Origin of the sequence: Paraburkholderia terrae, assembly GCF_002902925.1 — a bacterium.
Classification (GTDB): domain Bacteria; phylum Pseudomonadota; class Gammaproteobacteria; order Burkholderiales; family Burkholderiaceae; genus Paraburkholderia; species Paraburkholderia terrae.
This window is the reverse complement of sequence record NZ_CP026113.1, coordinates 1186941-1213413: the sequence shown is the minus strand read 5'-3', so window position 1 is coordinate 1213413 and position 26473 is coordinate 1186941. Positions and strand designations below refer to the sequence as shown.

22 protein-coding genes are annotated in these 26473 nt (G+C 55.6%); 10 read left to right on the top strand and 12 right to left on the bottom strand.

From position 1 onward, the window contains the following. Positions 1-87: 87 nt before the first annotated feature. The 3 genes from C2L65_RS35240 to C2L65_RS35230 form a co-directional block, all read right to left on the bottom strand. A complete protein-coding gene (locus tag C2L65_RS35240; protein WP_042309755.1) occupies positions 88-546 on the bottom strand; it encodes a hypothetical protein in 459 nt (152 codons plus the stop codon). After that, on the bottom strand, positions 543-1217 hold the full coding sequence (locus C2L65_RS46440) for a hypothetical protein (protein WP_208647232.1): 675 nt from the start codon (positions 1215-1217) through the stop codon (positions 543-545). The genes C2L65_RS35240 and C2L65_RS46440 overlap by 4 nt, the downstream gene beginning before the upstream one ends. A gap of 228 nt (positions 1218-1445) precedes the next feature. Then, positions 1446-2228 (bottom strand): metallophosphoesterase, encoded by a 783-nt coding sequence (locus tag C2L65_RS35230; protein ID WP_042309757.1) that lies wholly within the window; start codon positions 2226-2228, stop codon positions 1446-1448. Between the two features lie 354 nt (positions 2229-2582). On the opposite strand from C2L65_RS35230, the gene C2L65_RS35225 reads away from it, so the two are divergent. Next, positions 2583-3125, top strand: coding sequence for a helix-turn-helix domain-containing protein (locus tag C2L65_RS35225; RefSeq protein ID WP_042309759.1), 543 nt, complete (start codon positions 2583-2585; stop codon positions 3123-3125). 385 nt (positions 3126-3510) lie between these two features. On the opposite strand, the gene C2L65_RS35220 is transcribed toward C2L65_RS35225, so the two are convergent. Next, positions 3511-4533, bottom strand: a complete 1023-nt coding sequence (locus tag C2L65_RS35220; RefSeq protein ID WP_052426918.1) for an Eco29kI family restriction endonuclease — start codon at positions 4531-4533, stop codon at positions 3511-3513. Positions 4534-5769: 1236 nt separating this feature from the next. Continuing rightward, complete coding sequence (locus C2L65_RS35210; RefSeq protein WP_042309761.1) at positions 5770-6681, bottom strand: S-4TM family putative pore-forming effector; 912 nt, start codon at positions 6679-6681, stop codon at positions 5770-5772. A gap of 287 nt (positions 6682-6968) precedes the next feature. Between C2L65_RS35210 and C2L65_RS35205 the strand changes: the two genes are divergently transcribed. The 4 genes from C2L65_RS35205 to C2L65_RS35190 all read left to right on the top strand — a co-directional run bounded on the left by C2L65_RS35205 (position 6969) and on the right by C2L65_RS35190 (position 10705). Next, on the top strand, positions 6969-8219 hold the full coding sequence (locus tag C2L65_RS35205; RefSeq protein WP_052426919.1) for an SMODS domain-containing nucleotidyltransferase: 1251 nt from the start codon (positions 6969-6971) through the stop codon (positions 8217-8219). Positions 8220-8221: 2 nt separating this feature from the next. After that, positions 8222-8662, top strand: a complete 441-nt coding sequence (locus C2L65_RS35200; RefSeq protein WP_042309762.1) for a type II CBASS E2 protein — start codon at positions 8222-8224, stop codon at positions 8660-8662. Between the two features lie 581 nt (positions 8663-9243). After that, entirely contained in the window at positions 9244-9663 is a 420-nt protein-coding gene (locus C2L65_RS35195) for a DUF6088 family protein (protein ID WP_081921101.1), read from the top strand. After that, on the top strand, positions 9632-10705 hold the full coding sequence (locus C2L65_RS35190; protein ID WP_042309764.1) for a nucleotidyl transferase AbiEii/AbiGii toxin family protein: 1074 nt from the start codon (positions 9632-9634) through the stop codon (positions 10703-10705). Before C2L65_RS35195 ends, C2L65_RS35190 begins: the two co-directional genes overlap by 32 nt. Before the next feature lie 104 nt (positions 10706-10809). On the opposite strand, the gene C2L65_RS35185 is transcribed toward C2L65_RS35190, so the two are convergent. From C2L65_RS35185 to C2L65_RS35170, 4 genes are read right to left on the bottom strand one after another with little or no spacing between them, the layout of a single operon-like run. After that, a complete protein-coding gene (locus C2L65_RS35185) occupies positions 10810-11655 on the bottom strand; it encodes a DUF7281 domain-containing protein (protein ID WP_042309766.1) in 846 nt (281 codons plus the stop codon). Continuing rightward, positions 11652-12890 carry a hypothetical protein gene (locus C2L65_RS35180; RefSeq protein WP_042309767.1) on the bottom strand — a complete coding sequence of 413 codons (1239 nt, stop codon included), beginning with the start codon at positions 12888-12890 and terminating at the stop codon, positions 11652-11654. The genes C2L65_RS35185 and C2L65_RS35180 overlap by 4 nt, the downstream gene beginning before the upstream one ends. A 4-nt stretch (positions 12891-12894) precedes the next feature. Continuing rightward, positions 12895-13518 carry a hypothetical protein gene (locus C2L65_RS35175; protein ID WP_156132329.1) on the bottom strand — a complete coding sequence of 208 codons (624 nt, stop codon included), beginning with the start codon at positions 13516-13518 and terminating at the stop codon, positions 12895-12897. After that, positions 13511-17200: an ATP-binding protein gene (locus C2L65_RS35170; RefSeq protein ID WP_103254623.1), complete on the bottom strand. Its 3690-nt coding sequence runs from the start codon at positions 17198-17200 to the stop codon at positions 13511-13513. The genes C2L65_RS35175 and C2L65_RS35170 overlap by 8 nt, the downstream gene beginning before the upstream one ends. Positions 17201-17397: 197 nt before the next feature. Here C2L65_RS35170 and C2L65_RS35165 point away from each other — a divergent pair, with 197 nt between their 5' ends. Together C2L65_RS35165 and C2L65_RS35155 are read left to right on the top strand one after the other, a co-directional pair. Then, positions 17398-18219, top strand: coding sequence for a helix-turn-helix transcriptional regulator (locus C2L65_RS35165; protein WP_042309803.1), 822 nt, complete (start codon positions 17398-17400; stop codon positions 18217-18219). A 1523-nt stretch (positions 18220-19742) separates the two neighbouring features. After that, entirely contained in the window at positions 19743-19952 is a 210-nt protein-coding gene (locus C2L65_RS35155; RefSeq protein WP_208647231.1) for a hypothetical protein, read from the top strand. Between the two features lie 116 nt (positions 19953-20068). Here C2L65_RS35155 and C2L65_RS35150 read toward each other — a convergent pair whose 3' ends face one another. The 3 genes from C2L65_RS35150 to C2L65_RS35140 all read right to left on the bottom strand — a co-directional run bounded on the left by C2L65_RS35150 (position 20069) and on the right by C2L65_RS35140 (position 23545). Then, a complete protein-coding gene (locus C2L65_RS35150; protein WP_042309808.1) occupies positions 20069-20464 on the bottom strand; it encodes a hypothetical protein in 396 nt (131 codons plus the stop codon). Between the two features lie 415 nt (positions 20465-20879). Next, positions 20880-22166 carry a hypothetical protein gene (locus tag C2L65_RS35145; protein WP_042309810.1) on the bottom strand — a complete coding sequence of 429 codons (1287 nt, stop codon included), beginning with the start codon at positions 22164-22166 and terminating at the stop codon, positions 20880-20882. A gap of 284 nt (positions 22167-22450) precedes the next feature. Next, positions 22451-23545, bottom strand: a complete 1095-nt coding sequence (locus C2L65_RS35140) for a hypothetical protein (protein ID WP_156132330.1) — start codon at positions 23543-23545, stop codon at positions 22451-22453. A 588-nt stretch (positions 23546-24133) separates the two neighbouring features. Here C2L65_RS35140 and C2L65_RS35135 point away from each other — a divergent pair. The 3 genes from C2L65_RS35135 to C2L65_RS35125 all read left to right on the top strand — a co-directional run bounded on the left by C2L65_RS35135 (position 24134) and on the right by C2L65_RS35125 (position 26322). Then, complete coding sequence (locus C2L65_RS35135) at positions 24134-24409, top strand: hypothetical protein (RefSeq protein WP_042309812.1); 276 nt, start codon at positions 24134-24136, stop codon at positions 24407-24409. A 188-nt stretch (positions 24410-24597) separates the two neighbouring features. Next, positions 24598-25260: a hypothetical protein gene (locus tag C2L65_RS35130; protein ID WP_052426923.1), complete on the top strand. Its 663-nt coding sequence runs from the start codon at positions 24598-24600 to the stop codon at positions 25258-25260. Positions 25261-25752: 492 nt separating this feature from the next. Further along, positions 25753-26322, top strand: coding sequence for a hypothetical protein (locus C2L65_RS35125; protein ID WP_156132331.1), 570 nt, complete (start codon positions 25753-25755; stop codon positions 26320-26322). The last annotated feature ends 151 nt before the right edge of the window (positions 26323-26473 follow it).

The window sequence follows — 26473 nt, the reverse complement described above, 5'->3', positions numbered from 1 at the left end:
TAAGCTTCGAGACCCGTCTGCCAGATACCGGGTCGAGCATAGACGGCTAGTCGCCTCCTCGAGGTCTACCTGGCGCAGCGCTCTGAATCAACCGCTCGTATGTCGATCTGGTTCCCTGAGTCCCTTCAACATGCGTGCAGCCGTTTCCCATATCCCATCCATGTCGACGAACGGCAAAGAATTGAGATCGACAAATCCAACGTCTCTTATCCACACGTTGCCATGCACCAGACGCCCGTCGATGATCATCTGAAGGCGGGCAACGGACATAGCGTCTCCTGCTGCGGCATCAGTCGCCGTCCATCGCTCAACGACCACCGTCATGAACGGCTTTACCACTGCTTTCCTGTCGGAAAGATGACCGTGTTCGTTATTCCGCTCAATCGCGCTCGTGACATCAGCCAGGATCTCGTAACCTTCTGACTCGCGAGGTTTGGCTTGCAACGCCTTAGCTGACGTTCCGTGTAATGTCGATACGTAAGGCGCGGAACCGGAATCGAGAAATCTGCCTTGGAAAGCCTGCGCTCGCCAACAGATGTGGCTCATACGTCACCGCTCCTGTCCGCATCGAACTCCCCTGCGAAATCTGGCAGAAACCGTGCAACCGCCTGCCAGAGATCGTCCTCAATCTGGGGTTGGAGAGGTCCCAGATCGATAACGGGCCGACCTTCAATGTGTACCTGCGCGCGTAACCCTTTGGAATCGTTCATCAATTCCACCCAGGCCGCCGTTTCGCCGGTGATCGCGCCAGGTGGAAGACTTTCAATGAAGACTGTCACAAATGCGGGGGGCACGCCCTTCGCGCCGTTCCGATCCAACGCGCCTCGTTGGCGAAGCATCGTCCCAACGCAGGCAAGGAACTCAAGAATGGGGTCTGTCGGCTCGAGCGTCGGAATGTCGACCGTCGCTTCATCCACGATTTCCGAGACAAGCCGCAGTTCCGTCGATTCGATAGCATCACTGCAGTCGCGTTCGTAGGCGGCAACGCGGTAACGGACGATCGCTGACCGATACTCCAGGTGGTACCGTATTTCAGCGAGCTGAGCGTACAGGTCCTCTTCGAGTACGCGTGCGTTGCTCACATTTTCGGCAGTCGTGGCAGCAAGAGGATTCGGATTCCGGAAGTCGGGGACAACGGTGGGCGTCACGTCTGTCCATGACTTGTAGTCCCAGATTTTCACGGCAACGCCCCAGACATACTCTGCATCCTTGTGCATACCCGCCCGCCCGACCAAGCGATATCGGCTACCACTCTCGGTAGTACCCGTACGTGTCGCTGGATCAAAAGTGTGAATGGGCGTACTGACCCGTCCCTCGAAGTCGATGACATTCCAGCCCACAAAATGCCGATGTCCGCTATCGGCCTCGCGAATCGACCAGCATTCAAGGAGTACGTCTCCGGCTGGTTGGTGCATCACAGTCATACGTCTTTCTTCGCCTTGCATTTACAGGTCGACAATCATTGCCGGATTGAACCCCGCGTTCTCGTATGGAACGGCCGGGTCTTTCCGGTTTCTTCCAGGCCTGCCACGAGGGTTACAGATCACGCGACACTTTCCGACCGAGTAGTCTGCAGAGGTGTGAACATCTCCATGCACCCATATGTCAGCCATCGCGATCAGACGCTCGAGATCTGCGGCATACGCGGGCGCCAGTGGATGGTCCCGGTCCACCTCGGGAAGCGACCTGATGCTGGGCGCGTGGTGTGTGACAACGACGGTCTTTCCGGAGAACGGTGTGACGAGCTGTCGCTCGAGCCATTCCGCCGCCTCGCGGTGGTACATCACAATGTCTTCCGGCTGTAGCGTTCGCTTCCCGGAACCGTGGCGAATTGCCTTGTAATCAGTCAGCGCTGTCCTTGCCGTCTCCATTGCCTTGTCCGTTCTTCCTTCCTGTAACGTGTAGTCCGTCCACATGCATGCTCCCAGGATGCGTATATCGCCGACCGTGCAGGCATCGCAATCCAGGAAGAGAACCGACGTACCTAACGCGCTTTCCTTCAGCGACGCAAGCAGGTCTGGATACGCGTTGCTGTAAAACTCGTGATTCCCGTGCACGTACACGACCGGAACGGGATAGCTGCCATACAGATCGACCGCTGACGTTCCAGCGTGGATATCGCCAGCCAGGATTAATAACTCCGGACCACTCGCCAGCGGCAACGGTTCGCGTAGGACGCCAGGGCCCGCCGCTTCGTGGTGCAGATCCGAAGCAATCTGTATTCGCATGAGTCGCCCTCCGTAACGCAAAGCTCTGAGCCCGCTCGCACGTACATGTCAATCGCCGCCGGCTTCGCCCCGACTCTCGATCGGAACGCCATCTGCAACATCTGGCTCTCGGAAAGAGTGCCGCAACCGGCCGGGCGTGGATTCAGCCTACGCCCCGTTTCGTCAAAAACGTTATCAATTCGGACCGCCGATGCAGTCAAGGAGGGCCGCCTTTGCAAAGCAAACAGCCGCCTCGCCCCGGGCATACATCCCGAAGCATACCGCATTTTGTGACTTTTTTGGCGGTGTCACAAATAGCGGTGACACAAGTGCTATCTAGCAAATTCGGCGCATGTCGGCGACGCTTGCGCCGACATGACAAAAGAGAGCCTTTCCACCGTTGCCCTGTTGAGCCAGACTCTGCGCGCAAAAAGAGCCGAGCTGAGCCTTTCCCAAGACGCGCTGTCTGCCCGCTCAGGCGTCTCTCGTCGCGCAATTATCAGGATCGAACTTGCCGCTACGGGCGAACCGCCCGATACGATTCCACGCCTGTCAACCCTTGATATGCTGGCACAAGCGCTGCAGCTGGACGTACAGGATCTTGTGGCGGGAAATGTCAGTGGCGAGCGGGCTTTCTCCGGGCAGATTTCGCTCGTTAGGGTTGCCGGAAACATCGCCCGGATTCGCAGGGAGCTTGGACTTAGTCAGGAGCGGCTATCCGGGTTGTCTGGTCGGTTCCGGGAGTATGTCCATCGCATAGAGGTGCTCGGATTCAACCCTCGCATCAGCGACCTTGAGAGCATCGCGACGACGTTAAAGTCCAGCGTTGCAGATTTGCTGGCGCCGCTTGCGGAGGACGAGTACAGCGAAAGGCTTGCAAAGCGAATAGCGTCCGACGCGCCAACGAACCCGGAATAATTCGGCCGAGCGGCTTTCTGAAGGTCGTTGAGTTAGTGGGCTGACGCGCGCGATCGGAATCGTGACGGTTGGTGAGACAGCGGCGGCTTGCGGTAGCCAGGTTGTTATCGACATGGGTCGCCGTAGTCGAAGTTGTGCGTGGCCACCTGAATCAGCTAGCACCTGCTGTCATCGCGATCGGGGCTACCACCTTCCGTCGATCGTTGCCTGCCTTGAACGCGCGTGATGGGTCGCGAAGCGGCTCCGGTGCCAAGTGCGGCCTGGAGCGTAGTGCATCCTCGCGCTGTCCTGCCAAGCCGCCTGACCCTCGAACTGGGACTCGGGGCGCAGGAGCATTTGGTGCCAATCTACTCCGCGTTGCAGTTCGCACCCGGTCGTACATCACCTACTGCCGCAACTTCTCCGCCCACCTTCGTCCTGGGTGCAGGGTGTCCCAAACGCTTCTCCGGGCACCATAGCGACCGGCACCAGGATCATGCAGGCCAAACCCTGTTATCGATGTATTCCATAGAGGGTTTAACGCAGAAAGCAGGTAAGGCTCTGCCAGCATCGCCCAAACATCAGCCATAACGACATATTGGCAACTGAAATCATCGAGATTGAGGTTGCTAGCTTCCTCGATGCTGCGGACATGACCCTGCAGCCGTCTGTATAGCGCAGTGCTGTAAAAGTCCGATCCGATGTTAAGAAGCGCGTCGCGAGCACCGACAGCCTTGCCGATATAAATAGGACCTTCAAGCAAGGAGTCCTGTTCATAATCGACGCTATCATAAAGTTTCCCGCTCCCGTGATAGTGAATAGCGTACAGTCCGCTTCCGTCGAAAGACTTGATGCTGGACAGTGGAATTCGCGAGCTGGTCGTCAGCGCGTCGCTTATGGACCTTGAGATAGCGTTAAGATACAAAGGGTCGCTGCACTTCACTACATCGAACGACGTCGACTGAACCGGAAAGTTAAGCCGATACTTGGCGATTAACCGCGTTCTGCCCGCGACTATTCGCTCAAGATCGGGTTTCTCCCAGACCCTTATCCTGAAAGGGGGCGCATTATGCAGTTGATACGATTCAAGGAAATTCTTCGCGGCGTTTGAAAGGAAGTTAGACGCAATGATCAACAATTGGTCAGGTCTCTCCGCACTTGCCCAGGTCAGCGCGCTATTCAGCTTTTCAGGAGGCACGCCTTGTTTGTGATGCTTGCATTCGACAAACCACTTCTCCTCATAGCCGCTGTTGTCCAAATCGTCGCGAGAATATTTTTTGCACTCTATGTCTCTGCCTTGGTCGGCTGGGCTCGAGGCGAGCCCCGTTCCTCGGCGCCAGGACACGCTATAAAATCCTGCGTCAACGAGGAGATCGACACAGAATTCTTCGAATTCAAGACTGCTCAGGTGATCTAGAGAGAAGCTCATCGTTTTTCTGATTCGATTTTAGCGACGCCCCTATCGTGTGGTCTCTGGGCAATTTGCAGGTTGTTCGTTACGGAAAGATGATTGCATCAGGCTCGATCTGGACGCCATGGTGCTTAAGCAATTCAGCTCGAAACAGTCGCCAGTCTGCTTCAGTTGCTTCCTTATGTGTGCAGTAGAGGCACTCCGTCTCCGCTGGCCCCGTTGCCTGGCTGCGATGTACGTCGATGCCCCAACGCTTGCTGAAGCGGGCCCAGCACAACCCGTCGTCGCCGTTCCCACAACGTATCACCGTTAGCCGACGTCGCAATCTCATAGTGTTCGCCTTCAATCAACTCGGGGAAGTGCATATCAGCCTCGGCCAACGTGTTCGGAACGACATAATTCTACCAGCGCCTCACCTCACCTCGCTGCTGATGGCGGCCCCTTACATGGTCCCAAACACATTGAAGCAATGCGGCGCCTGACACCGAGAGCCCACCACTGCGTCCTATCAGAGGGCCTTGCCTGGCCATTGGCTGCGCATCCGGTAGCTGCTGGCTGTAGAAGCGTGCACGCGCGAAGTCTCCAAGAGTGGCGCAGTACGCCCACACGCGGCGCCACTGCGCCGGCGGGATATTGCTGTGGCCCTGTCCAGCGACGGCAGAGTCACCTCTGATCCGCCATCGGCCTCTCTGACTGAGCGCAGAGAACTGAATCGATGAAGGTATGCGCTCTGCTCTGCCCGTACCTGAATGCTTCCTGCTTAGTAACGAAATCCAGCTGCTCAGGAAAACTCGCAACCCGGTTATACGGAAATTCGGGCAACGAGACAGTCCACGAGACGCGATAGCGTTGGTACACCCCACCGATCGCTCGAGCTTTTGCTGTAGTGACATGGACTTCGACACTACAACCACGATACGACGTGTAGGCGTTTGTCGTCATTGCTCCCCCTGCGCCCAACTAATGCTGGCTGAATGGAAGCAGCAATCACTATGCCGATCACCCGTGGACAGGTTCATACTTTTGTCACACGATTTATCAGTTGCGTTGGCAACCATCGCCGCGATCGTCGCACGAAATCACCGCTGCCTGGCAACGCCATTTTGAACGCGTGAGCACGTGCTTCAGGACTGGGATACGCCACCACCGGCCTGGGTCAGCGGAGAGATGTGCCCCTTCCCCGTTTTCCCCGGAGTACATATTCCTGACGTCGAGCAATGACCCTTAAGGTGGCGTTCTCGCACATCGGAAGGCTCAAGCGGTCTGAGCAGCCTTGGCCGCCTCGTACTCATCCACCCACGCCTGCATGCCGTCTTTCATGTCCGCTTCAAGGCCACCGCGCAGCCTGGAGTACAACCAGTCAAAAACGAGCGGGCTCGATGCCCGGTGGTTAAATATCGCATCCTGCAGTTCACGGGATTTCGCCTCGAATGGTGAACCATCGCTCGCGCGTACCATGTCGGCCCAAAGTTTGTCCGCTTCCCCCTTTAGTCGCTCGACCGTAGCAATTGAGTCAGCCTGTCGGTTGTATTCACGAAGCAACCAGATAACCATCGGCGTAGCGGGAACGAGTGAAGTCATCACCCAGTCGCTGAAAGCAACGCCGAAGTAGAGTTCTGATAGCACGACCGCGATAATCACGAAAACCGCTGCTCCCTTAAGAAGAGAACAATAGGTCTTTCGCTGGCTAACATCGAAGCGTACATTTGAACGCTGACAGGCCACGCGTCCCGCGAAGAGCGGCAGCCGGTCGGCGGATGGTGCGTACCAGTCATGGAAAGTTTCTTCGGTTTTCTCAGCCAGCTCTACACGCGCGTACTTGCCGATATCTTCAGGATCAACCTTGGAGCCGGAGAAAACCTTGTTCCATGGAAGCCGGAACACGTAGCAGTCAAACTCCTCCTGCATTCTGGCGCCATCCTTCAAGCGCTGCTTAACCCAGCGGTCGAACATACAGACGTCGATAACGCTCAACGCCAAGGCTACCACGGCCACCGCTGGCCGGAACTTCGGGAAAAATGCCGCACACAACGCGCTGGCAATAGGCAGGAGCAGCGTCAAGGACACCATGGCGCCCTGGCAGACTTTGACTTGACCCAGCAGAACACGACGCGCCCGTTGAAGGCGGATCATGTTCGATTCGTTCTGGCGATTTGCGATGCTCATTTGCGTGCTGGAATTCGAGTTGAAACGTGTGGAAATGTGTGTCGCGTTCGTCTGTCGAACGTTGCCAAGCTAGCGCGTTTCAAGGCGCGAACCATCACCACGACCCTAGTCAGTAAAAACGACGCACTCTTAACGACACCACTGTTTTGTTGCGTCAAATATACCACTTACTCGACGCATACACTATACTTGCCATCGTATGAGTCGAGACACCCCACGTATTGTGGGCTATCGATTAATTTATTTAATAGAAAATAACCTCGCTCCGCGCGAAAAGGGAGTCGAAATTGCAGCGAGATCTGATATCAACACCGCGCCGACGCCCCGCATCGCGGACGTCCTCGGACGACTTTTTCTTCCTGCTCGAGGCCATTGCGCGACAGCAGACGCCTACCGGGACACAGCTTGAACAGATCGAGTCGTCCTATAACAGCACGGCGGAGTTCCTCGCGAAGCGACCTGAATTCGCCGGTCTGATCACGCAAATTCATCCTCACGGTTCGCGACAGCTCGGCACCATGGTTCGCCCTTGGGACGACTCGCGAGACGGCTTCGATATCGACCTGATTGCGCGGCTCGATTCGCAGGCGCTCGCCAGATACGGTGATGAACGTGGGCCGACTCGCCTTCTGAATCACTTCCATGTGGCATTTCAGGACTACGCCAACGCGCATGGACTTACGCTGAAGAAGTGGGATCGCTGCGTGACGCTGTGTTATTCGGGCGGCATGTGCGCGGACATTGCGCCTGTCATTGATGACCCGCTTTTCGCTCAGGCTTACGGTTCAACGCATGGACTGATTCCCGACCGGGCGGCCTCGCGGTTTGAGTCCACAAACCCGCGCGGTTATGCGAAGTTCTTCAGTGAAACGGCCGCTATCGCCGCATTGATGCCGGCGATGGAGTCCGCAACCTTCGACTCTGTCCGCAGATCGGCCGAAATCGTCCCGTTGAATGATCCGGACGAGGTTTTTGAACCGTTGCTGTGCCGCATCGTCCAGGTGCTCAAACTGCACAGAAATGTCAGTTTCCTGGCAAAGAACAACGCGAAAGACCTGGTGCCCTCGTCGATTTTTATTACCACGCTCGCCGCGCATGCTTACGCTGCCAAGGCGCCCCTCATACACATGACCCCGCTTGACCTGTTGCTGGACGTCGTGGAAACGATGCCGACGATGTTCGCCAGCACGACCCTTGGACGTGACGAAGAGTGGCACCTCCCTAACCCGGCCGCTCCCAGGAGCAACCTGGCGGAAGACATGAACGAACCGTCCCGCCAGATCGCGTTTCGTGCCTGGATCGAGCTCCTCGTCGAGGATGTCGAAAAAATTCTTGCAGCCATCGATGCTCGTCAAGGCATCGCCTCTGTGATCACCCAGGTACGCGATGTGTTCGGTCAGCGGCCTGCACAGGCTGTCGAGAAAGCCTTGCTGGAGCGGCAGAAAGCTGAGCTCAATCTAGGCCGTGCGACGTTCCTGACTGCCGCCGCGACGCCCCTTACCGTGCCTTCCCGCTCACACAACTTTTTCGGGAAGTAGCCATGCGTCGCGGATCTCCGACGCGTTCGCTGGAACAACAGGCGCTTGAATTGAAGGCGCTCGGTCTGCCGGGCGCGCAATTGACGCGATTGCGTGGCTCCGAAGTACGCTACTGTTTCGAGATCTCGCCGTCCAGTTTCTCGCCCCTGTACAAGTGCCTGCTAGTCATACCGCGCGGCAAGTCGCCGCGCATGTACATTATTTCGCCGGACCTCGTGTCGTCAAACGGCGGCAAGCGCCCGCCGCATATTTACGGTCACGAGAACGGTAAGACGCAGCTTTGTCTATGGTGGCCCAAGCAGCGTGAGTGGCACCGTGACATGAAATTCATCGAGACGTATATCCCGTGGACGGCCGAATGGCTGTGGCACTACGAGTACTGGCGTGCTACAGATGAATGGGCTGGGGGCGGAGTGCATCCGAACGGTACGAAAGATGACTGACGTCCCAATGCGGAACGAAAGCGATTCTACCTGTTGGCCCAACTCCCATTTTGAGCGGATCTGCTCGAGACGTCGGGCGTGCTAATGGCGCCATGCGCCTTCCTGTGGCAGTACCGCAGCGCGAACGGCCCCATTAAAATATGAAACCCATCCTGGAACGCGACAGGCTCGGACGTGACTGCCCGCGACGCCGCCTGCGCAGCTAACCGGCCGGCGCCGACCTACGAAGGATAAATTATCCACATATACTGTAATTTATAGTATTTTATACCCGTGTTTCTCGTATTTTAGGGTTTTTATCCTGCAAAAGCGGTTGTAAGCCGTTGGGAACTGTTGGATTTGCCGGCTGCAGCGGGGAACTTGAAAGCGTTGCCCGCGCTCTCTGTCCCGCCACTTCGATTCCCGGCGGACACGATTCAGCCGGTCCCGGCCTCTCCGCTCCTTACACATCAGCCAAACTCGACATTTAGAGCCCAAATATGGGCAGACCTTGTACGCCAAAACGGTTGATTCGTAAGGGCCTCCGATCCATTTTGTGATAGAGTGACTATACGTTGGACCTTATTTCACGGAGGGGCAAAATGAAGGTCGAAGATCGAATCGTCCGCTCGATTGCGCAGAGAAAAGGTCCCGTGGTGCTTCGATCCGAAGTGGCCCCATTAGGGAGCAGCACTCAGGTCGGGCGCGTACTTTCTAAACTGGTTGATCAGGGCAGACTGGTCCGCGTCAGCAAAGGCGTTTTTGCGAAGACACGACTCAACAAGTTCACTGGAAAGCCTACCCCTGCTGGCACCTTTGAGGTCATTGCTGCAGAGACCTTTCGCAAGCTAAAGGTTGAGGTATTACCAGGCAAACTAACGAAAGAATACAACAGCGGGAAGACAACACAGATTCCGATGGATAGTGTGGTGAGTACGGGGAAGCGTCGTATAAGCCGCAAAATCCAGGTTGGAAATCGCGAAGTAAAGTATGAGAAAAATAACCGACGAGTGGAAGTCTGATATTGAAGATGCGTCCACGGCCGAACTTCTGGCAAATTTGCCGGCTGCCGTCGCTGAAAAGGACGTGCATATCACAGACGTTTTGCGAGAGCTATCGCAGATCTCGGTAAGCCATGTAGCCCATAGACAAAATCATAAGAAGGGCGACCGTGACCCTGCACGGATCGAGGTGAAAACCCACCTCGTATTTGCGGGCGGAACATGTCTATCCAAAGCGCACGGCCTGATAGAGCGGATGTCAGAAGATATTGACATCAAAATCGTCCTGGACGACGTACCTGAAGGCTATGCACTTCCCGGTGGCAGAACGGATCGCGCGCGCCTCGGCGACATCCACAAACAGGTGCTACAACGCCTGGAGGCAGCCGGATTCACACTCACCGTAGTCGAGGACCGAAATAATCCGTTCTCCCTTGACGAACGCCGATATCACCAGCTTGCGGTTGACTATGAACCACATTTTCCGGATATCGCCGGAGTCCTCAGGCCACAGCTGAAGGTGGAACTAATACACCGCCCTCCTAAACTGGCGACGGAAATGCTCGAAATGAGCTACATGCTCGATCGTCTCGTTGGGCGCGAGACGGATAAACCAATTCAGATGCTCTGCATCTCCGTCGCAGAGACGCTCGGCGAGAAAGTACTCTCGCTATTGCGGCGTTGCGCATGGCAGTGGGATGGACATCAGCGCGGCAAATTTGATACCGCACTGGTTCGCCACGTCTATGACGTTTGGCGGATTAACGAGTCGATGCCAGAAACCGTCCAGGCGGCGACGACCGTATTTCGCGCACTGGTTGAGAAAGATGCTCTCGAGTTCAAAGGCCAAAATCCAGAATTCGATAAAGATCCTTACAGCGTCCTGCGCCGCGCATTAGAGCGTGCGAAAACTGACGCCGGTTTGCGGCAAAACTTCGAGCAACGTCTGCTTCCCCTTCTCTTTGCCGAATCGAAACCCGACTTTGAAGCGTGTTTTTCCACTTTCGCTACCGTCGCCCAGACTTTGCTTGATGCCGCTCAGAGCGCACGCGGCGATGCTTGATTACCATCGCCCCCGCCTGCGACAAACATAACAGTCAGGGCCGACACGGCTTGGCTGACCGCCATCATGACAGCACGCTCGTTGAATTTTGCGGCGATTCCACTTCAAACCTGAACACATAATCGTTCTTGCGGAAGGGCCTTGCCACTCGCTCGAACGAGAGTCCACAGCCGCTGCACATCAGGGTGGCTTGCCTGCTCCAAGGTTGGCTGCGCACCCGGGAGCTGCTGGCTATAACGAGCGTGCAGGCGCGAAGCCTTCAGTAACTGGCGCAGCACGTCGTCAGGCGGCGCAAGCACGCCGGCGAGGTGTGGTAACCGTGCTGCGATTGCCAGACCCTCCGGGTCATAGTCAGGTGCCGACCAGACCGGACGCTCGAATTCTTCGATAAAGCGCATCGCAGCGCCTACTGAGGCATTGGATGTGCCGCCGCGCCAGAGAATCAACGGATTCGTCGAGACACGTGTCATGTCCAACTGCAAATCGTCGACCCGTTCAAACACTTCCCAGTTTTCGATGACGATTACGGCATCATGTCGAAGACTTTGAATTGCATCTATGCAACGCCACTCGAGGTTCGAACGCGGCGGCAAGTAGATCGGCGTGTCGCCTACGAGCAACGGTTTCCCCCGCAGCGCCTTGAAGGCAATCCGGTGCGCACGAACTGCTTCACCTGCCCACTTTTCGTCCGGGCCAATCGCCAGCGACTCCGCTCGCCCGAGTGTCGCCCATGCGTCGAGCGGTGTGTCTGGGTCGATGTTGTCCGCTCTCAACAAGGATCGGATACGGTCCTTGTGCTTTTCACCAAACTGTATCCGGCTCCCCTTCAGAATGCCGATACCAGTCGTTGTCGCGAACTCCATCAAGGCCGCCGATTTTGTAAACTCGACTTGATCGGGCGGGCTCTGGACGATCCGAAGCAGCGTCTTTGCGAGATTCTTGCTAGTCATATCTGTGCAGGTCTCGACACGACAATATCAATGAGCGAAATCACACCAGAAAAATGCTCTGCCTGTGCGGTTACGTGGTCGAATCGCAAAGTCGCGTGTCGATCAAGATCTTTCTCCTCCTCGTGCAACAGGCACAGCAACCAGATGTCATTGTCGAGCGCAGCGACCTTTGCGTTTTTTGCCTTCCACTCTAGCGCCGAGACGGGCATCGCATTCACATGTTCAAGCATGGCGTAAACGGCGTCTTCCCACGGCTGAGGCCGCGCCTCATTCTCGTCGACATCGACCGGCGAATCTGGCAAAAGATTGCCCATACGTGGGGCTGTGACGCTCAACGGCTTGACCGCAGGTATCGATCTCGCGATGTCGAGGAGAATCTCGTCATGCGCAGTGTTTTGCACGCACGCATGCGCGCCTAGAGAAAGACCCGCCGCACGCCGGACCCAAGCCGGAGCGTCGGACAGGCTATCGATGTCCGCCGGAACGTACGACGGCGTCCTTTTGAGAAACAACTCGAACGAGCGCATGCGTCGGGCGACCAGTTCAATCTGCCGCGTACGAAAAAGGTATTCGCGCAATATTGCCGTGATATCCAGCAACTGTGCTCGCCACTCAGCAAGATGCTCCCCAATCTGCGAGCGGTATGACTCAAGCAGACGTTCACCTTCAGGCGTCGATTCGAACGACCGGATCATGTCACCCGACTGGATCGTACCGAGGGCCTCGCTAATACGCTCTACCCGGTCGAGATAGAATTCGTTCTGACGGCGCTTCTCCGCATAGCTGCTCACGTTCGCGAACTTGTTATCAGCCTGGATCCGCAGCGACTGCAACGCTCCAGTGACACTATCTGCGAGCTCGAACACCGCCCGGTCAAATTCGTCGATGAACCGGTCCGAATCATCAATCCTCCCGTCGAATACCGCGTTAGCAACGAGATGGGCGATGTCCGGCAAGCGCTTTGCGAGCTCGGACACATTGGCACCAGCAGCGGAGTAAAGTCGCTCAATCTGCAAAACCTCGTCCAGATGTTTCGACAGGGACGAGGCAAGACGATACGTACCTTCCCTGTACGGTACGAGCACGCGCGCCTGGGTGAGCTCGAATAGCCCTCGTCCGCCATCGCGAGCATCGGACGCATCGACCGACCCGTGGTGATAGGCGGTCGCGATCAATTCCTTGTGCCTGGAAAGCTTGCCCAGATAGGCGGTGACCAGATCAGATTTGTCAGCCATAGTGTTAGATGAGCGGTGCCGTCGTGTCCTGTTCGTCTCCCATATCTTCCGGGATGTTGTCCGTGGTCATCAGGAACTGCACGATTTCGGTCAGGTATTCAATCTTGCCAGTAACCTGGTAAATCTCGCGCTCCGCATTTGAGACAACCAGATATCCCGTATCGACCAGCAAGGCAAGTTGTCGATCAAGGCTGCTCTTCATCTTGCCGTCGGTGGCGCCACCGCGCCCAACCGTCCCCATAGCCTGGAACTCAGCTCGCAAACCCGGGTTGCCATCAATGGCTGCCATCAAGGCGTGCGCTTCAATCTTGTCACCGCGCGAATAGAACACCTCCTGGTTGGTCGCACGCATGGCCTTCACGAAAAACTCCACCAGAAACCGGATTCTCTGTTTGATCTGTGTGAACTCATCCTTTATCGCGCGCTTTTCCTCCTGATTGATCCGGTCGTACGCTGCGTACCATGCCCCGCCCAGCTCGGTCATGGCGAGCGTTCGGCCGATGCGTGCCAGGTACGCATTGGCATCCTTTTGATGTGCGTCGGCCGCGAGGAAGCGAAAGGCATCGGGATAACGGACCTCGCACACAAATTCGCCTGACAGCAACAAAGACATCGCTACGTCAAACATTGATGGCCTCCGCTTCTTCTTCGTTGCCCGCGCGTCGCTGTAGCGGGGCTGCCGGCGATGGATCGTAGACGCGACGATCGCCACTGATTGAGCGACGATTCCGGAATAGCGCGAGCACATCCGGCTTCGGATCCGGACAAGCCGTCACGAGAGTGATGTTGTTTTTCTTGAGAATCTCTACGAGCAGGATAACGTTCCCGGTGTCCAGCGCGCCGATTTCGTCCAGTGCCCACACGATGTTGATAGGGGCGCTACCTCGAACGCGGTTGATAAAAGCAACGAAAATCAGCACCATCGCGATGTAGGACAATCCGTTGGACGAGATCCGCTCAAGATCCTCGGCCTTCCTGAAAGGACGACGGTTACCGTTTTCGATGACTTCTCCCTGAATCCGGACAAGGTTCGTCAATTCAGCCTGGATGCCCTCCCTGATCTGCCAGTGATTGAGGAGCTCACGCAGCGCAGACCCGAACTCGGGAGGCGGCATATCCGCAACGTCGCCCGCCATCCACTCACGACGCGATTCGGTTACCCGCTCGATCGTGTCCCAGTATTCCAGCTCGCGAATCGACGACACGATTTCGACAGTTAGTCCGCCAATGCTCCTGAACACCTGGTTCGAGTTAAGGTTGTCTTGCAGTTCGCGGTTAAACTGCTGAACTTTGCGGTGAAAGGTATCCATCCGGTCCCGGAAATCTCCAACCGCTTCGGCAATAGTTCGTGCGTCAACACGAAGCAGATTCCGATAATGTTCGTGCTCGGTTGAGTACCAGGCCTTGAACGGTGGCACCCATTCCCGCGCCTGGTCTGCCCGGTCCGGTCCGATGATCTGCCTTTGCATTTCATAGTATTGGTCAGGCGGCGAGTGCCTGCTCGAAGTAAACACCCGTTTGATGGCGCCGATTTCAGTTTGAAGACGCCCCTCGTGCATACCGAGGGCGCGCCGCTGTTCGCTCGTCTGACCGACAAGGGTAATGACCTGCCATGCCGGGTCATATGCTGGAATCGCGCCCTCGTCTACCTGATATTGGGTCAGCGACAGACGCTGACGCGTGACCTGCTCACGCTTGCCTTTGATATCGGTCAACTTTCGACCGATGTTCTCAATCAGTTGTTTGCGTCGATTTGCATCTTCTAGCCACGTTTTTTCGCAGGCGCGCAGGTCTTCATCGCGATCCGCCTTCTCCTTCTGCGCGCGGGCAACTTCGTCCTCGTACGTGTGCTTCCGACTCCAGTCCACTTCCAGCCAGCGCTTCCAGCCGTGGACCAGGTCGCGTGAATCAGCGATTGTCTTCAGTTGCCCGATCGCTTCTGCGATCTGACGTTCGAGTTCTGCCAGTGCGATTGTGTCAACCCCGTTCGCCTTGAGCTTGGCCTTGCGCTCTTCGTCAATCTGCGAGGCCGCAGATTCGTAGCGTTTTTTCTCTTCAGTTTCTTTCGTGCCGATCTCCTCGATCGACTCGACAAGCTCTTGCCGACAGCCACTCACCCGTTGCTGATATCGGGCTGTGAGCGTTTCAATCTCCTGATTGAGACGCCCTCGATGTGCTGACATTTGCTGTTGCGCTGCGTCCAACGCACGTTGAGCATCGGCAAGGGCCTGTCTCGCAGCTTCCTTTGCAGCGTCGCGGCTTCGTTGCACGTCAAGGCGCGCAGTCTTCAGCTGCTGCTCAGCCGATGACCTGGCCGATTTCGCCATCGCCGTTTCGGCCGTCCTGTGTGCCAACGTCTCTTCGGCACGCTCACGTTCGGCGCCACTCTGGATAAGAATTGCTTCCTGTTGCTCGACGCGCGACGCCAGGCGCTGCAGTTCTTCCCGGGTTGCCCCGATTTCTCGCTGAATCGCCAATTCGTCCGCAACGAGCGGCGTATCGAGACTCTCCAGGTCAACCTGAAGCCCATACACACTGTCTTGGAGCGCGCCAATCACGGGCGACAGATCGACACGGGTCAGGATATCCTCCCGTAAGACCTTGGCAATGTCCTGAGTCCAATCCGGCCGCTTGTCGCGCAACAGGTAGAGCACACTGTTTTCGTCTGGCGACGCTTGCATCAGGAGCGAATCGAGTTTCCTGTTCTCACTCGTCACCTGGACATTCAGGTTCCGCAACTGATTCTCGGCCTGCGCGAACGCCGCACGTTTTTGCTCGTAAAGCTTTTTGGCCTCGCCCTCCCGTTCGATAACGTCGAGTTGTCTCGCATGAGTCTCGTCGACCTTTGCCTGTTGCTGCTCGGCAATTTCGACGAACTCGGCCGCTGCTTGCGGGTTATTCAGGCGAACCGTTGCTTCGCCGACCATCTGATTTGCGCGACTGACGGCTATCTGAATTTCCTTCTCATCAGCAAGCGACACCTGACGTGCAGCGTCCTCCTGTTGCCTGTTTTCGGCCTGAAGCGCGTCCAACCGGGACTGACTCGCCTCCTTCGCTGCCGAACGCTGGCGTTCGAACGCGACTTCCCGGTCCTTGTGCTGCAAGGTCAGACCGTCAAGTATCTTCCGGTACTCGTCTTCGATGTTCGATAGTTCGCTCAGCAACGCAGCCTTGCGCGAAGCAAGCCGTTGCTGGTTTTGCTCAATCTCGCGCTCGCGATCAAGCAGAGCGGCCTTGGCTTCTATGTCCTGTTTGTGATAGTTCTGGTGCTGTTGTTGTAAAGAAGCGAGAGTCGCGTTAGCGTCCCTGGCCGCACGCTCTGCCTTCTCGATCAGCTCCTGGATAACCCGACGGGCCGAAAGATACTCCTGCTCGGCTGTCGCAAGACCGTCTCTCGCCACGTCCTGTTCCCGCTGTTTTTCAAGCTGTTCACCCTCGAGCTCGCGGTCGATCGACATAAACCGGCCATGGATGTTTCGAAGCTCCTGCTCGGCGGCAAGAACAGCGTCATATGATCGCTGGATGGTATCCATGCGGGACGCCTCGGCCATCACAGCTGCGTAGCTCTCGAACGCATCCGGCCACGCTTCAATTTTCTTACGCTCTGCACCCAGCGAGATTTTTCCGGTGGCGTCCGTTACGGTCGCGACAATCATGCGTTGCAAGTCGACGAAATTGGACTTGCGCATGAACATCCCGAATACAATGCGTTCGATGTGCAGCAACGGATGCGTGCCCGGGCCATATGCGTAATCGAGGATATCGCGGCGATGCTGCTTGACATCCGATCCATGCGAGCGCTTTGCCTGGATGATCGCTCGATATTGATCGAGCGGCAGCTTGCGCGTGCAGCTCACCCCACGCAGCTTCAGCCGCTCGAAAAGGTTGGCGTTTGCCACCAGCGTGGTCTCGTCATCGTGCACGAACCACTCGCGCTGGAAGCCACTGCGCACAAAACGATATTCGACGCCGTCGCCCGATGCGTCCGCGCAAAGGATGGCGCAGCACTCAACGTCGTCCCGGCGATATTCGAACACAACGTATGACGTCGAACGCGGAAGATAGTAGCGCGCAAAATTCCCCTGATTGCTGACCGGCTTCACGATCCGGTCGGGTCGTTCACCGTAGAACGCTGGAATCAGTTGAAGCAGCGACGTTTTCCCCCGTCCGTTCGGGCTGACGATCGCTGTGCCGCCCTCAACCGGTAGTTCCGTGATTCGACCAGCAGTATATGAATCGATCAACAGCACACGCTGCAACGCAAAGCGCGGCCTGCCCCCTTCCCCGTGCGTAGTAGCTAGCTCGCCCACGTCACCTTCTCCCTTAACACCTGCTAATGTATTTCGTGAATTCGTAGCTTCACACTATATATAGTTTTATGCTACATGTAGCGCAGAGTAACGGTCAGTGTTAGCATCTGTCAATACTGGACATAATTACAGGGTCGACATCACAGTTACGGACCCGCCTTTCAACGCGCCCCGGAGTTTCGGGTAGGACCTGCCACGTGTCTCGGACTGACGATCAAATACTCTCAACGCCCCACGATGACGCGCTGCCACCGACAGTCGTCCAACGGTTGATGCATGTGGAGCGATGCCTGTTCTGGCGAGGCGAGCTGCAGCGGGCCGACCTGATCGACGCTTTCGGCATCAATCCGATTCAGGCCGCAAAAGATTTCCGCGTCTACATGGAGCGGTATCCAGACAACATGGAGTACAACAAGTCGCGCAGACGCTACTTGCCGCTGCCGGGTTTTGTTCCGAAACTGATTAGTCCCGAGACGCTGGACGAATTTGCGGGCATTAACTCTCCCCTTGTCCCAATCGCGAGTTGGCCTCTCCCGAATCGTCGCGCGACGCCGCAGGTGCTCCAGTCCATGGTGACTGCTGTTCGGGAACGGCAGAAGATCGAGGTCCAGTATCAGTCGATGACTGGAGAGAAACCTACGTGGCGGTGGCTTTCACCTCATGCCTTCGCATCTGACGGAGAACGATGGCATGTACGGGCGTACTGTCACACACGCAATGAATTTCGGGATTTCGTGTTAGGCCGCATTTTGACAACCCGACACGTCAAGAGCTCTGAAGTTGACTCGTCCAATGACAACGACTGGACTACGGTCGTGGACGTGCGCGTGACGCCCAACCCCGACCTTGCTTCCGAGAAGCGTGAAGCAATCGCACTGGAATATGATCTGCCGCGAAAGACGATGGAAGCCACGCTAAGCCTACGGAAGGCAATGCTGTTTTATGTGAAAGCGAAGTTTGAACCTGAGGGCAATGATGTGCCCGCTGCACATCAACTGTCGGTTGAGCAGATCCCATAGTCGGATCTGACTCTGCATCCGTGCCGCTTAGTCCTTCCTGCGTGCATCGATCGCCTCCATTCTCCTATGCTCATCGCGCAGGAAAGCGAGTGTGGTCTTTGGGTGCTGAAGAGTCTTCGAACCGCATTCGCTCAGCTGACGCCGACGGGCCGGGGCAACTGCCTCCGACATAGCGTCAGAGTCGTTGTGATCGATTGCAGAAAGCAAGGGAGCGGCAGCGTCTTCGACGCAATTCTGCAATCCGAAGGCGCTACGCGCTTCGTACCAGACAAGCCCTAGTTCACTCCTGGGCAATCCGAGTGCGCAAAATACTACTCCTGCGCAAATTCCAATCTGTCTGGTTCGCGGCAAGTCACACCAAAGTTCCCAGGCGACCGATAGAAGCCTCATCGCAATTTCTCCGGTTCATGAGCGACAACTTTGATAACGGCCCCAGCAACGAGAAACTTAACGAAGGCGACGACTGGCCAGGAAGACGGCGTCCACCCGCGAGCGAACCCGCGCCAACTGTGGGCGGACGCGGTCACCGCTCGTCCCTGCGAATAACGCGGGTACCTTGCCGAGGTGGGCATGGCCCCAGAGTCTTTTGATTTTCGCGGAGAATCGTTGCTGTTGCGGATGGCACCGGGTTGACTGGCCACTCGGTGGAGGCGTCCGGCTGATGTTTACGGGCGATACTCGGAGCGCCTCCTCCCTGTCGGGCGCACCAGGTATTGTGACGGGCTGGCGCGTTCACGCAGTCGATGACGGGCCGCTTGAACCGGATGTGGTCCTTTTAAAGATAAGGTGCTGCCCCCGTCCGTCGGGAACTCCGGCGCGGTGTCACATCTCATCTGCATGGCCGCTCCATCAAATAAACGAGATTGGATAATAGTTCAAATAGTTTGCTACACTTTGCAGGCTCGCAGTGGAGACATCCGGAATAGGCGTCCCGGTGGCCCGCTCCATAGCGCTTAAGGAGTGTCATGGCTGATAAGGGGAAAGCGGTTCTTGCGGATGCGTGATCACGAATCCGGACACAGGCAACCACCAGGAAGTAGGAAGCCGAACTAGCTGCCGTCCCTTCGAAGCTGCGAGTCATTTTTAGAGTGATCGCTTTCTCATAGCGCCCACCTTTCTCGAGTCGCACCAATACGCGGTTTTCATGTTCGCGTCGCGACTGCCAACGTATGCCGCCATGATTGTCGAAACGGTCCGCCAGCCGACCCCGCATCTGCTATTGCCCGTTGAGCGCGGCCGTCATGCGAGATGTTGCGGCGCCTACGAGGTGCCCCTCTTGAGCGACGGTCGCGTCGCGTGTCGTTGGCAGTCGCGACGCGAACAACGAAAACCACCAACCAACTTGCCGCCTCTGTTCCTCGACCTAACCGGTCCGATCGCGAAGTATTGCAGCGATGTCTCGGGGACCGCACCATACATCTCGACACCAACGACCATGTTGGCTGGATTTCGTATATTATCTTGATACAACAATCGTTGGACAACCAAAGCGACAGCGTAATCTGAGAGAACGAGGAGAAATCGTGGCGAATAACAGTCTTTTCATCAACGAGAAGGGAACCGGGGTGTTCACCGTCGAGCCGGCGCACAGTACCAGCCCACTGCACACCTCAAGCACTCAAGCAGCCGCGATCGCTTGGGCGAAGGCGAACCACCCGGACAAACCGCTCCATGTTGCGCGGGTGCGCCATCTGAGCGATAAGAACAAGCCCGATCATTGGCGCCGCGTCTAGTTGCAGCACAGCCATACTTTAGCGACGCCGTCGTGCGTAACACGGCGTTCGCTAGCTGGTACATACGCCTGAACGCACGTTCTCGGCCATTCGTCGCTTCCAAGGTAGAAACGTGGCTAGGCAAGCACTTTTTTTGATCGAAGGTCCTCGATAAGAGCGTCAATCTGAGACGTATCGGAAATTTCCCAATTCGGTCTGGTGTTTGCCCCACAGATGGCGGTCGCTTCTCGTTGGATGCTTACTGGGTTCGCTTGAGCTTCGATAAACCAGATGAGCAGCCCTGCGTGACAGCGTCGAAGCTCATCAATTTCGAGGTCGACGTCTCCGCTCAGCGCCCACGATTCGACTATTTTGCGCCATTGCACACTCCCGCCCAGCAGTCGTGATATTTCGCCATGAACGCCGGCGATGTCGCTAACCAGCGATATCCAGGAAAATTCGCCATTTACGAGGCCGTCGTATGGTTGATTAAACGTAACCAATAACATCGGTTGGAAATCAATCGTTGACATCAAACATCCCCGAAAAATTATCTTGCCTCGTATAGGCATCGCGGCGACCAAAACCGGACGACTTCTTTCGCGCTGCCATGTCGCTCCCACTGCCGAGAGAACTCGTGACCTGTTTCAAGGGCTCTTCCTGAACGGAGCAGGCTCACCGTTTTATACCTTACGATTCGATGCTAAGGTATAAGAGCTGGTTAGGATTGGCACCGGCGTGGCGTCTGTCGCGAAGACACGCATCTCGGCGCCTTCATCGAGGCGCGCCACCCTTTGAGTCGCGCAACTGCGGCGGACTGTCCAATTGCGTAAAATCTGACTGTGATGGTGTAGCACTTCTCGCGTAAATATTGCATTGGTGAGAATCAGCTGGACCCGAGGACCGGCCGGCCCGCTCGTGTCTCGGGGAGTCGACCGGCCCTCTGACTCAATGGACTGAATGGCCCGCGTCCGCCATGTCGGCCTCAAAGGAATCGCTGTACTGCTCAGCATTACCAGGAGACGCTGCCTGGAGCGCCTGAAGCATAAGCGCCACAGATTCGCTCGCCAGCACATTCACATGAACATAATCCAAGTCGGTTCCGGGAATGTCCGAGGTCGCATTTTTCTGAACCAACCCACTGCTGGCCAGCCGGGCAGCTGCATCAGAAAGACCGCCCGGGTGGCTCAGGCTTTCCGCTCGAAGGATACGAATATCCTCTCGATGCGGTAGCAGCATGTACGGAACAAACGCACCTCGCCCCCCTTCCTCCAGCATGAAGCCAACCTCCCCGTTCTTTTTCATGACGTCGATTGCGGCCCACACAGAGAGGTCGGCAGCATCTGCAAGCCAGTATATCTGCGCAGAACCAGACTGAAGACGCATTGACAGCACGATACGGCCTTCAAACCGGAAATGGCCAAAGCCGAAGGAGCCCTCTACGCGTGCGAGACCCAGGTATCGATTCAGGTCGATAGACGCTACAAGCACCGGCGTATCTGGCCTCATGTCTGACGCAGACTTTGACGTCCGAGCAAAATCACACGCTTTTTTCACCACTCCAATTGATGCGGGTACCGATGTGAAAAGATGTTCGTCGAAATTTTTATCACACGCATCCTGCATCGATACATGCGTTTCTCTGCGTCCCTGCTGCCACGGAATGTCGTTTCGAATGGCCGCGCTCTCAAGAATCTGGACCTCGACAACCGGCTTGATGCTCTCATCGCGACCTTCGCTGCTCAACTTTTGAGTCGCAAGCCGTTCGAATGAATTGTGCTCGATACACGATTGCGTACAACGGAAGAACTCTTCTGGATTGGGCTCATACGAGTTTCGACGTTGCTTCTTGAGGAATCGAAGGTTTTCATCGTCCAGCGGACACAGACTAACGCTAACACTTCTGGGCAGTTTCCGAACAACAACAAAACCGCGATTTTTTATCCAGACATCGAGCGTTTTATTCAACTTGCGGTCAGACATGTCCATTAGCGCATAGTGAAAACAATCGCCCACGCGAGTTTCGAGAATCAGCACAGCCGTTCTTTCGTTTTTTGCGACTGACAACGAGAGGAATGGCCGGTTGTGTTCTGTTTCCTTATCGCCTTTCCATTCACTCGCCGCCTGCTCGATAACCATACAGGGAACGCCCTCAAACCGCTTTAGCTTCGGGTCGCCGCTCGTATAGGTCGATAGGTAGATTGCAGGCGACAGACGATTTCCATTTTCTTGCATATTTAACCGCATCCTTTTCAATACAACAGCCAGTCTTGTGTCTGAGACGATCCGCGAATATCTGGGTGCTGGACATGACCCAGTCGAGGTTATCGGGATCGATTAAGATATTCACCGCTTTAAAACGTTCCAAACTTAAAATTCAACGTATAGGAACCCGGCGCAGTTGAAATCCCCGATTCAACGAAGCATTCACCTGGCCCGTTCGGTCGCCACACACGCAGGGAGCACTTTCAACGTAGGCAGCATCGAACGAATACGTGGCAGCGCTTTCTGCTCCAATCCTAATGAAGCGTTTGTACTGTCCGCACACGCTCTGCTGCCGAACCTAGATGGCGTTGCACGGATTGCAACAACGACGTGGTTTGCCGCATCCTGACGGCTCCCTCCGTCGGTTTCATCGACAGAATGCTCACATGCACGTAGTCGAGCTCAATGCCGGGAATGTCTGTCGTCGCATTCTTTTCGACGAATCCGCTTCGAGCAAGATCGAGAACTGCGTCTGAGTGGTCGCCTGAGCGCGCCAGGCACTCAGCACGGATTGCGCCAATCAAATCCTTCTGCGGCATTAGCTTCCAAGGGATGAATACGCTCTGCTCTTCTCCTCCCAAGAGAAATCCGGCCTCTCCCATCCTCTTCATGTCATCAATCAGAGCCCATACGTTAGGGTCGGTCGAATCAGCTAGCCAATAAATTTGTGCAGATCCCGACTGCAGACGGAAAGAAAGCACGATGCGGTCGCCTGCTCGGAAATGCCCGAAACCGAACATGCCATTCGCGCGCGACGCGTCCAGGAAACGATTAAGGTCGATTGTCGTAACGAGCACAGGCGTCTCTGGCTTCAGAGAAGCTGCCGTAGATGAAAATTCGGCGAAGTCCCGCGCCTTCTGAACCGTTCCAAACGGTGCTGCCGACTCTGTCTCGTTCGATTGACCTGTCATCCGTGGGTCCTCAACACGAGGCGTCGAGCTGCTATCAATTTCACTGCGCGCACTCAGGACTCTCGCACCGCGAACTTTTGCGTTCGTCAGAACCTGGACCTCGACCACGCGGCGGTCCACGTCCTCGCACCCCTCTGTTTCGAGCTGTTTCTGCGCAATCGTATCCATCGCCCGACGCTCGAGAACGGCCTGCGTAAAGCTATGGAACGCCTTGGGGTCATACCTCCGTCGAGCCTTATCGCGAACTCGTTGGATGGTGCGGATATCCTTTTTGCTCAAGCTGCAGAAACCTGCACTAACGCCGCCTGGAGTCTCCATCACTGCAACGAAGCCACGCTTACCTTTCCAGATATCCAACGTGGGTTGCAGCACAGGGTCATACAGGTTCATCAGTACGTAGTGAAAGCAATCGCGAATCCGTGTTTCGAGAAGAAGCACGCCGACGTCGTCAAAGCTGACGATCTTGAAAACCCCATTACCACTTGCACCCGCACCCTTCGACCATTCCTCCGAAACCCCTCGGTATACGAGACACGGATTCCCAGTGAAAGCCTTGAGCTCGTCGGGACCTCCGCCAGCATATGATGAGAGAGATATGGGAGATGTGCTTTGATTGAGATTTGATTTCACGATATTTTAAATGCGCCTGTTTTAGTGCGCTAGCGAGTCTTAATATCGTTCATCATATTGTCTGTCTCGCGAAAAGGGAACATAGTGATTCACCCATATTTTTCAGTATAAGAATATAAACCACAGGGCTATGCAGAGTGACGCCATTGTCGCGTTACCTGTAATAAAGCACATGGTGCGGGAGCCGGCTTATCACTGCATCGTTGACGGCGTAGCGGTCCGAATCACTGCGACTATGCCTTCTCTATTTCACTCAATTGCCGTTTGCCCCAGCCTGAGTTTTCCACGCTCGAACATCGCAAAACACATCATCGATTCGACGGCGGAAAGCTCGTCTACCGTATAAACCGATTTCGCTTCACTACGAGGAAAATTCTCTTATGGAACTGAAATCGGATGGATAACCTGGGCGCAGTAAGACAAATCCTTGCTAACGAAACGATGGTCTGGCAACAATCGAGCGTCATCTCAATGAAGCTAAGGCGATTTGTTACCACCTTCGAATCTCTCTGCGCTTATGGATACAAGAAGCGGGAAAAAATGGATGAGGCGCTCTCCGCTCGGCTCGGCCTTACCTCCGTGCAGTTAAGCGTATTGGAAGGTGAGCTGTTTCAACGTGGACACCCTACCTGCGTATGTCATGACGTTGGCGATTACGCGCATGTTTCATGATTTCCAGCTTGAAACTTAGTGTCAGAATGACACTAATTCGTTATTTTTATCTCATTGATTTTTCTATATTTTTAGACCACTAAGTCAAATACAAATCTGATTTCCACGCCCTCAAAATTTATACCTTGCCTTTCGGTGATTCCTCTATTAATCTTCGCTCGCACAAACATCACAGGACGCCGTAGATCATGTACGAAACGCAGGACGAGTTCCGCAAAAACTTTGTCACTCAGTTCGTTGCCTTCATGAAGGATTGCAACTTCAACTATGGTCTTTCGCGTTCCCACTCGAATATCCTGTGTGCTCTGGCGTACTGTTACCGCCCGTCAACTCACTATTGGGAACTGCTGACCACTGCACTTGTCGTCGAGGCGCTCGAAACTTACATGCCGACTCAAAGCAGTGACCAGGCTGACAACGTAGCGTTTCTCCATCAGCGAATTGCGGACCATTTATACATGCGACAGCATGACGAAAAGAATGCTTTATTATTAGCGACCTTGAAGCCCAAGAAGCGACCACGCAACGCGGAGGATGCAGCCGACTGGATTTGCGCAAAACTAGAGCGTATGGGTGACCAGGAGCATCTTGAATATGCAGAACGCGATGGTGCAACCTGTGGTGAAGCCGCACTCCTTCATCTCGCAGTTATTGAAGCGAACGATAATCGAATGCTCGACCTACACGCGGACTTTGCCTGCTTCTTGCTCGCTCAGGCAAAGAGCCCTGAAATACGTTATGGAATGCACAAGGTAGAGAAGGTTTCCGGACAATCTCCCAGAACACCTGACAATGGCCAGCGCATCGCTGGTTGCGCCTCCAGCTTTCACAAGCGCGCAAGTGCAAGTTGACACTGAGTCAATTCAGCGTGAACATCAACAGTAGTTGCTCGCTCAGGCAGCGAAATTGTTGAGACGGTTCGGGAGATACAAAGCATCTATACGGAAAACATCCCGTCCGTCACCCGCATAGTGACTCGGAGTGGCGCGTGAGTCTTCGTCACGGCGTATGCATCGAGTGAAGTCCGGTTCGTTCTTGCATTCAGCCTTACTTACATCGTGAAGAAGACGTGCGAGTCGCAACAAACAACACCTGCAAGCCGCGCCGTTCTCGTGACATTTGCGAAGTGAGCAGCTAGGAGTTTCCCGCCCGTCGTGGAGCGCCGTGTTAGGCAACCGCTGTGCTGTGATGTAGGCACGATTCCATCTTCTTTGATCGCCAGACACACGACGGACATCGTTTGTTGGGGCATTACGACGTATAGCTGAATCAGTTGACTTCGCGCAGATAGTGCGACAAGTTGTACGATACTTAACAGGTTCCGTAGTACACGTCGCAACGACATGCCAACAAAAATGACAAATGCCCCGTTAGCAACAGACGCTTTGCTCGAAACCTTCGACGTTCACGTGCTCGACTCCATACATGCTCATCTGGAAGAACAAGGCGGCGCATCGGCAGCGTATGTCGTGCCGATGAAGCGCATTTTCATACAAGCCGGCAACACTGAAGAACGGTGTGTTGTCATCGTTGTCCCCCGGATGTCACGACAGCATGTCGACATCGACCGTGAGCGTATCTACAGCGAAATGCGAATCGCGCCCGATAGAACACACCGAGCCTGTCTCATCTTGGCGAACGGTTCAGTCGCACTGACGGAGGCCGCCGTTTCGCGCGCTGGTCCGCTCGTGTACAAGCGATTGATGGTCGTGTGGATGTTCGCCGATGCAATCGCCCTATCCGAGTATCGATATCGGGACGACCATCAAGAAGAGCTTAATCTGGTGTCGCGCAAAGCTGACCGCCATGGCCATCTGGAACGACGAAGCATCAGCTCTCTCCATCTGGCAGCCCAACGGACCGTCATTGAGGTATTTGACTGTTTTGAGATGGATAGCGAAATCCCCAGTTGATGCCATTCGGCTTCGAGCTTGCGCCTGCACAACGACCTAGAGTCGCGCTTCACTCTCCATTACGAATTCCGTCACCCTCGCCTCGCGTACGCGATTTGTGCTGAGGGGATCCGGGAATGCCAGATTAGCCGAGCATGTGGTGTTGCAATCG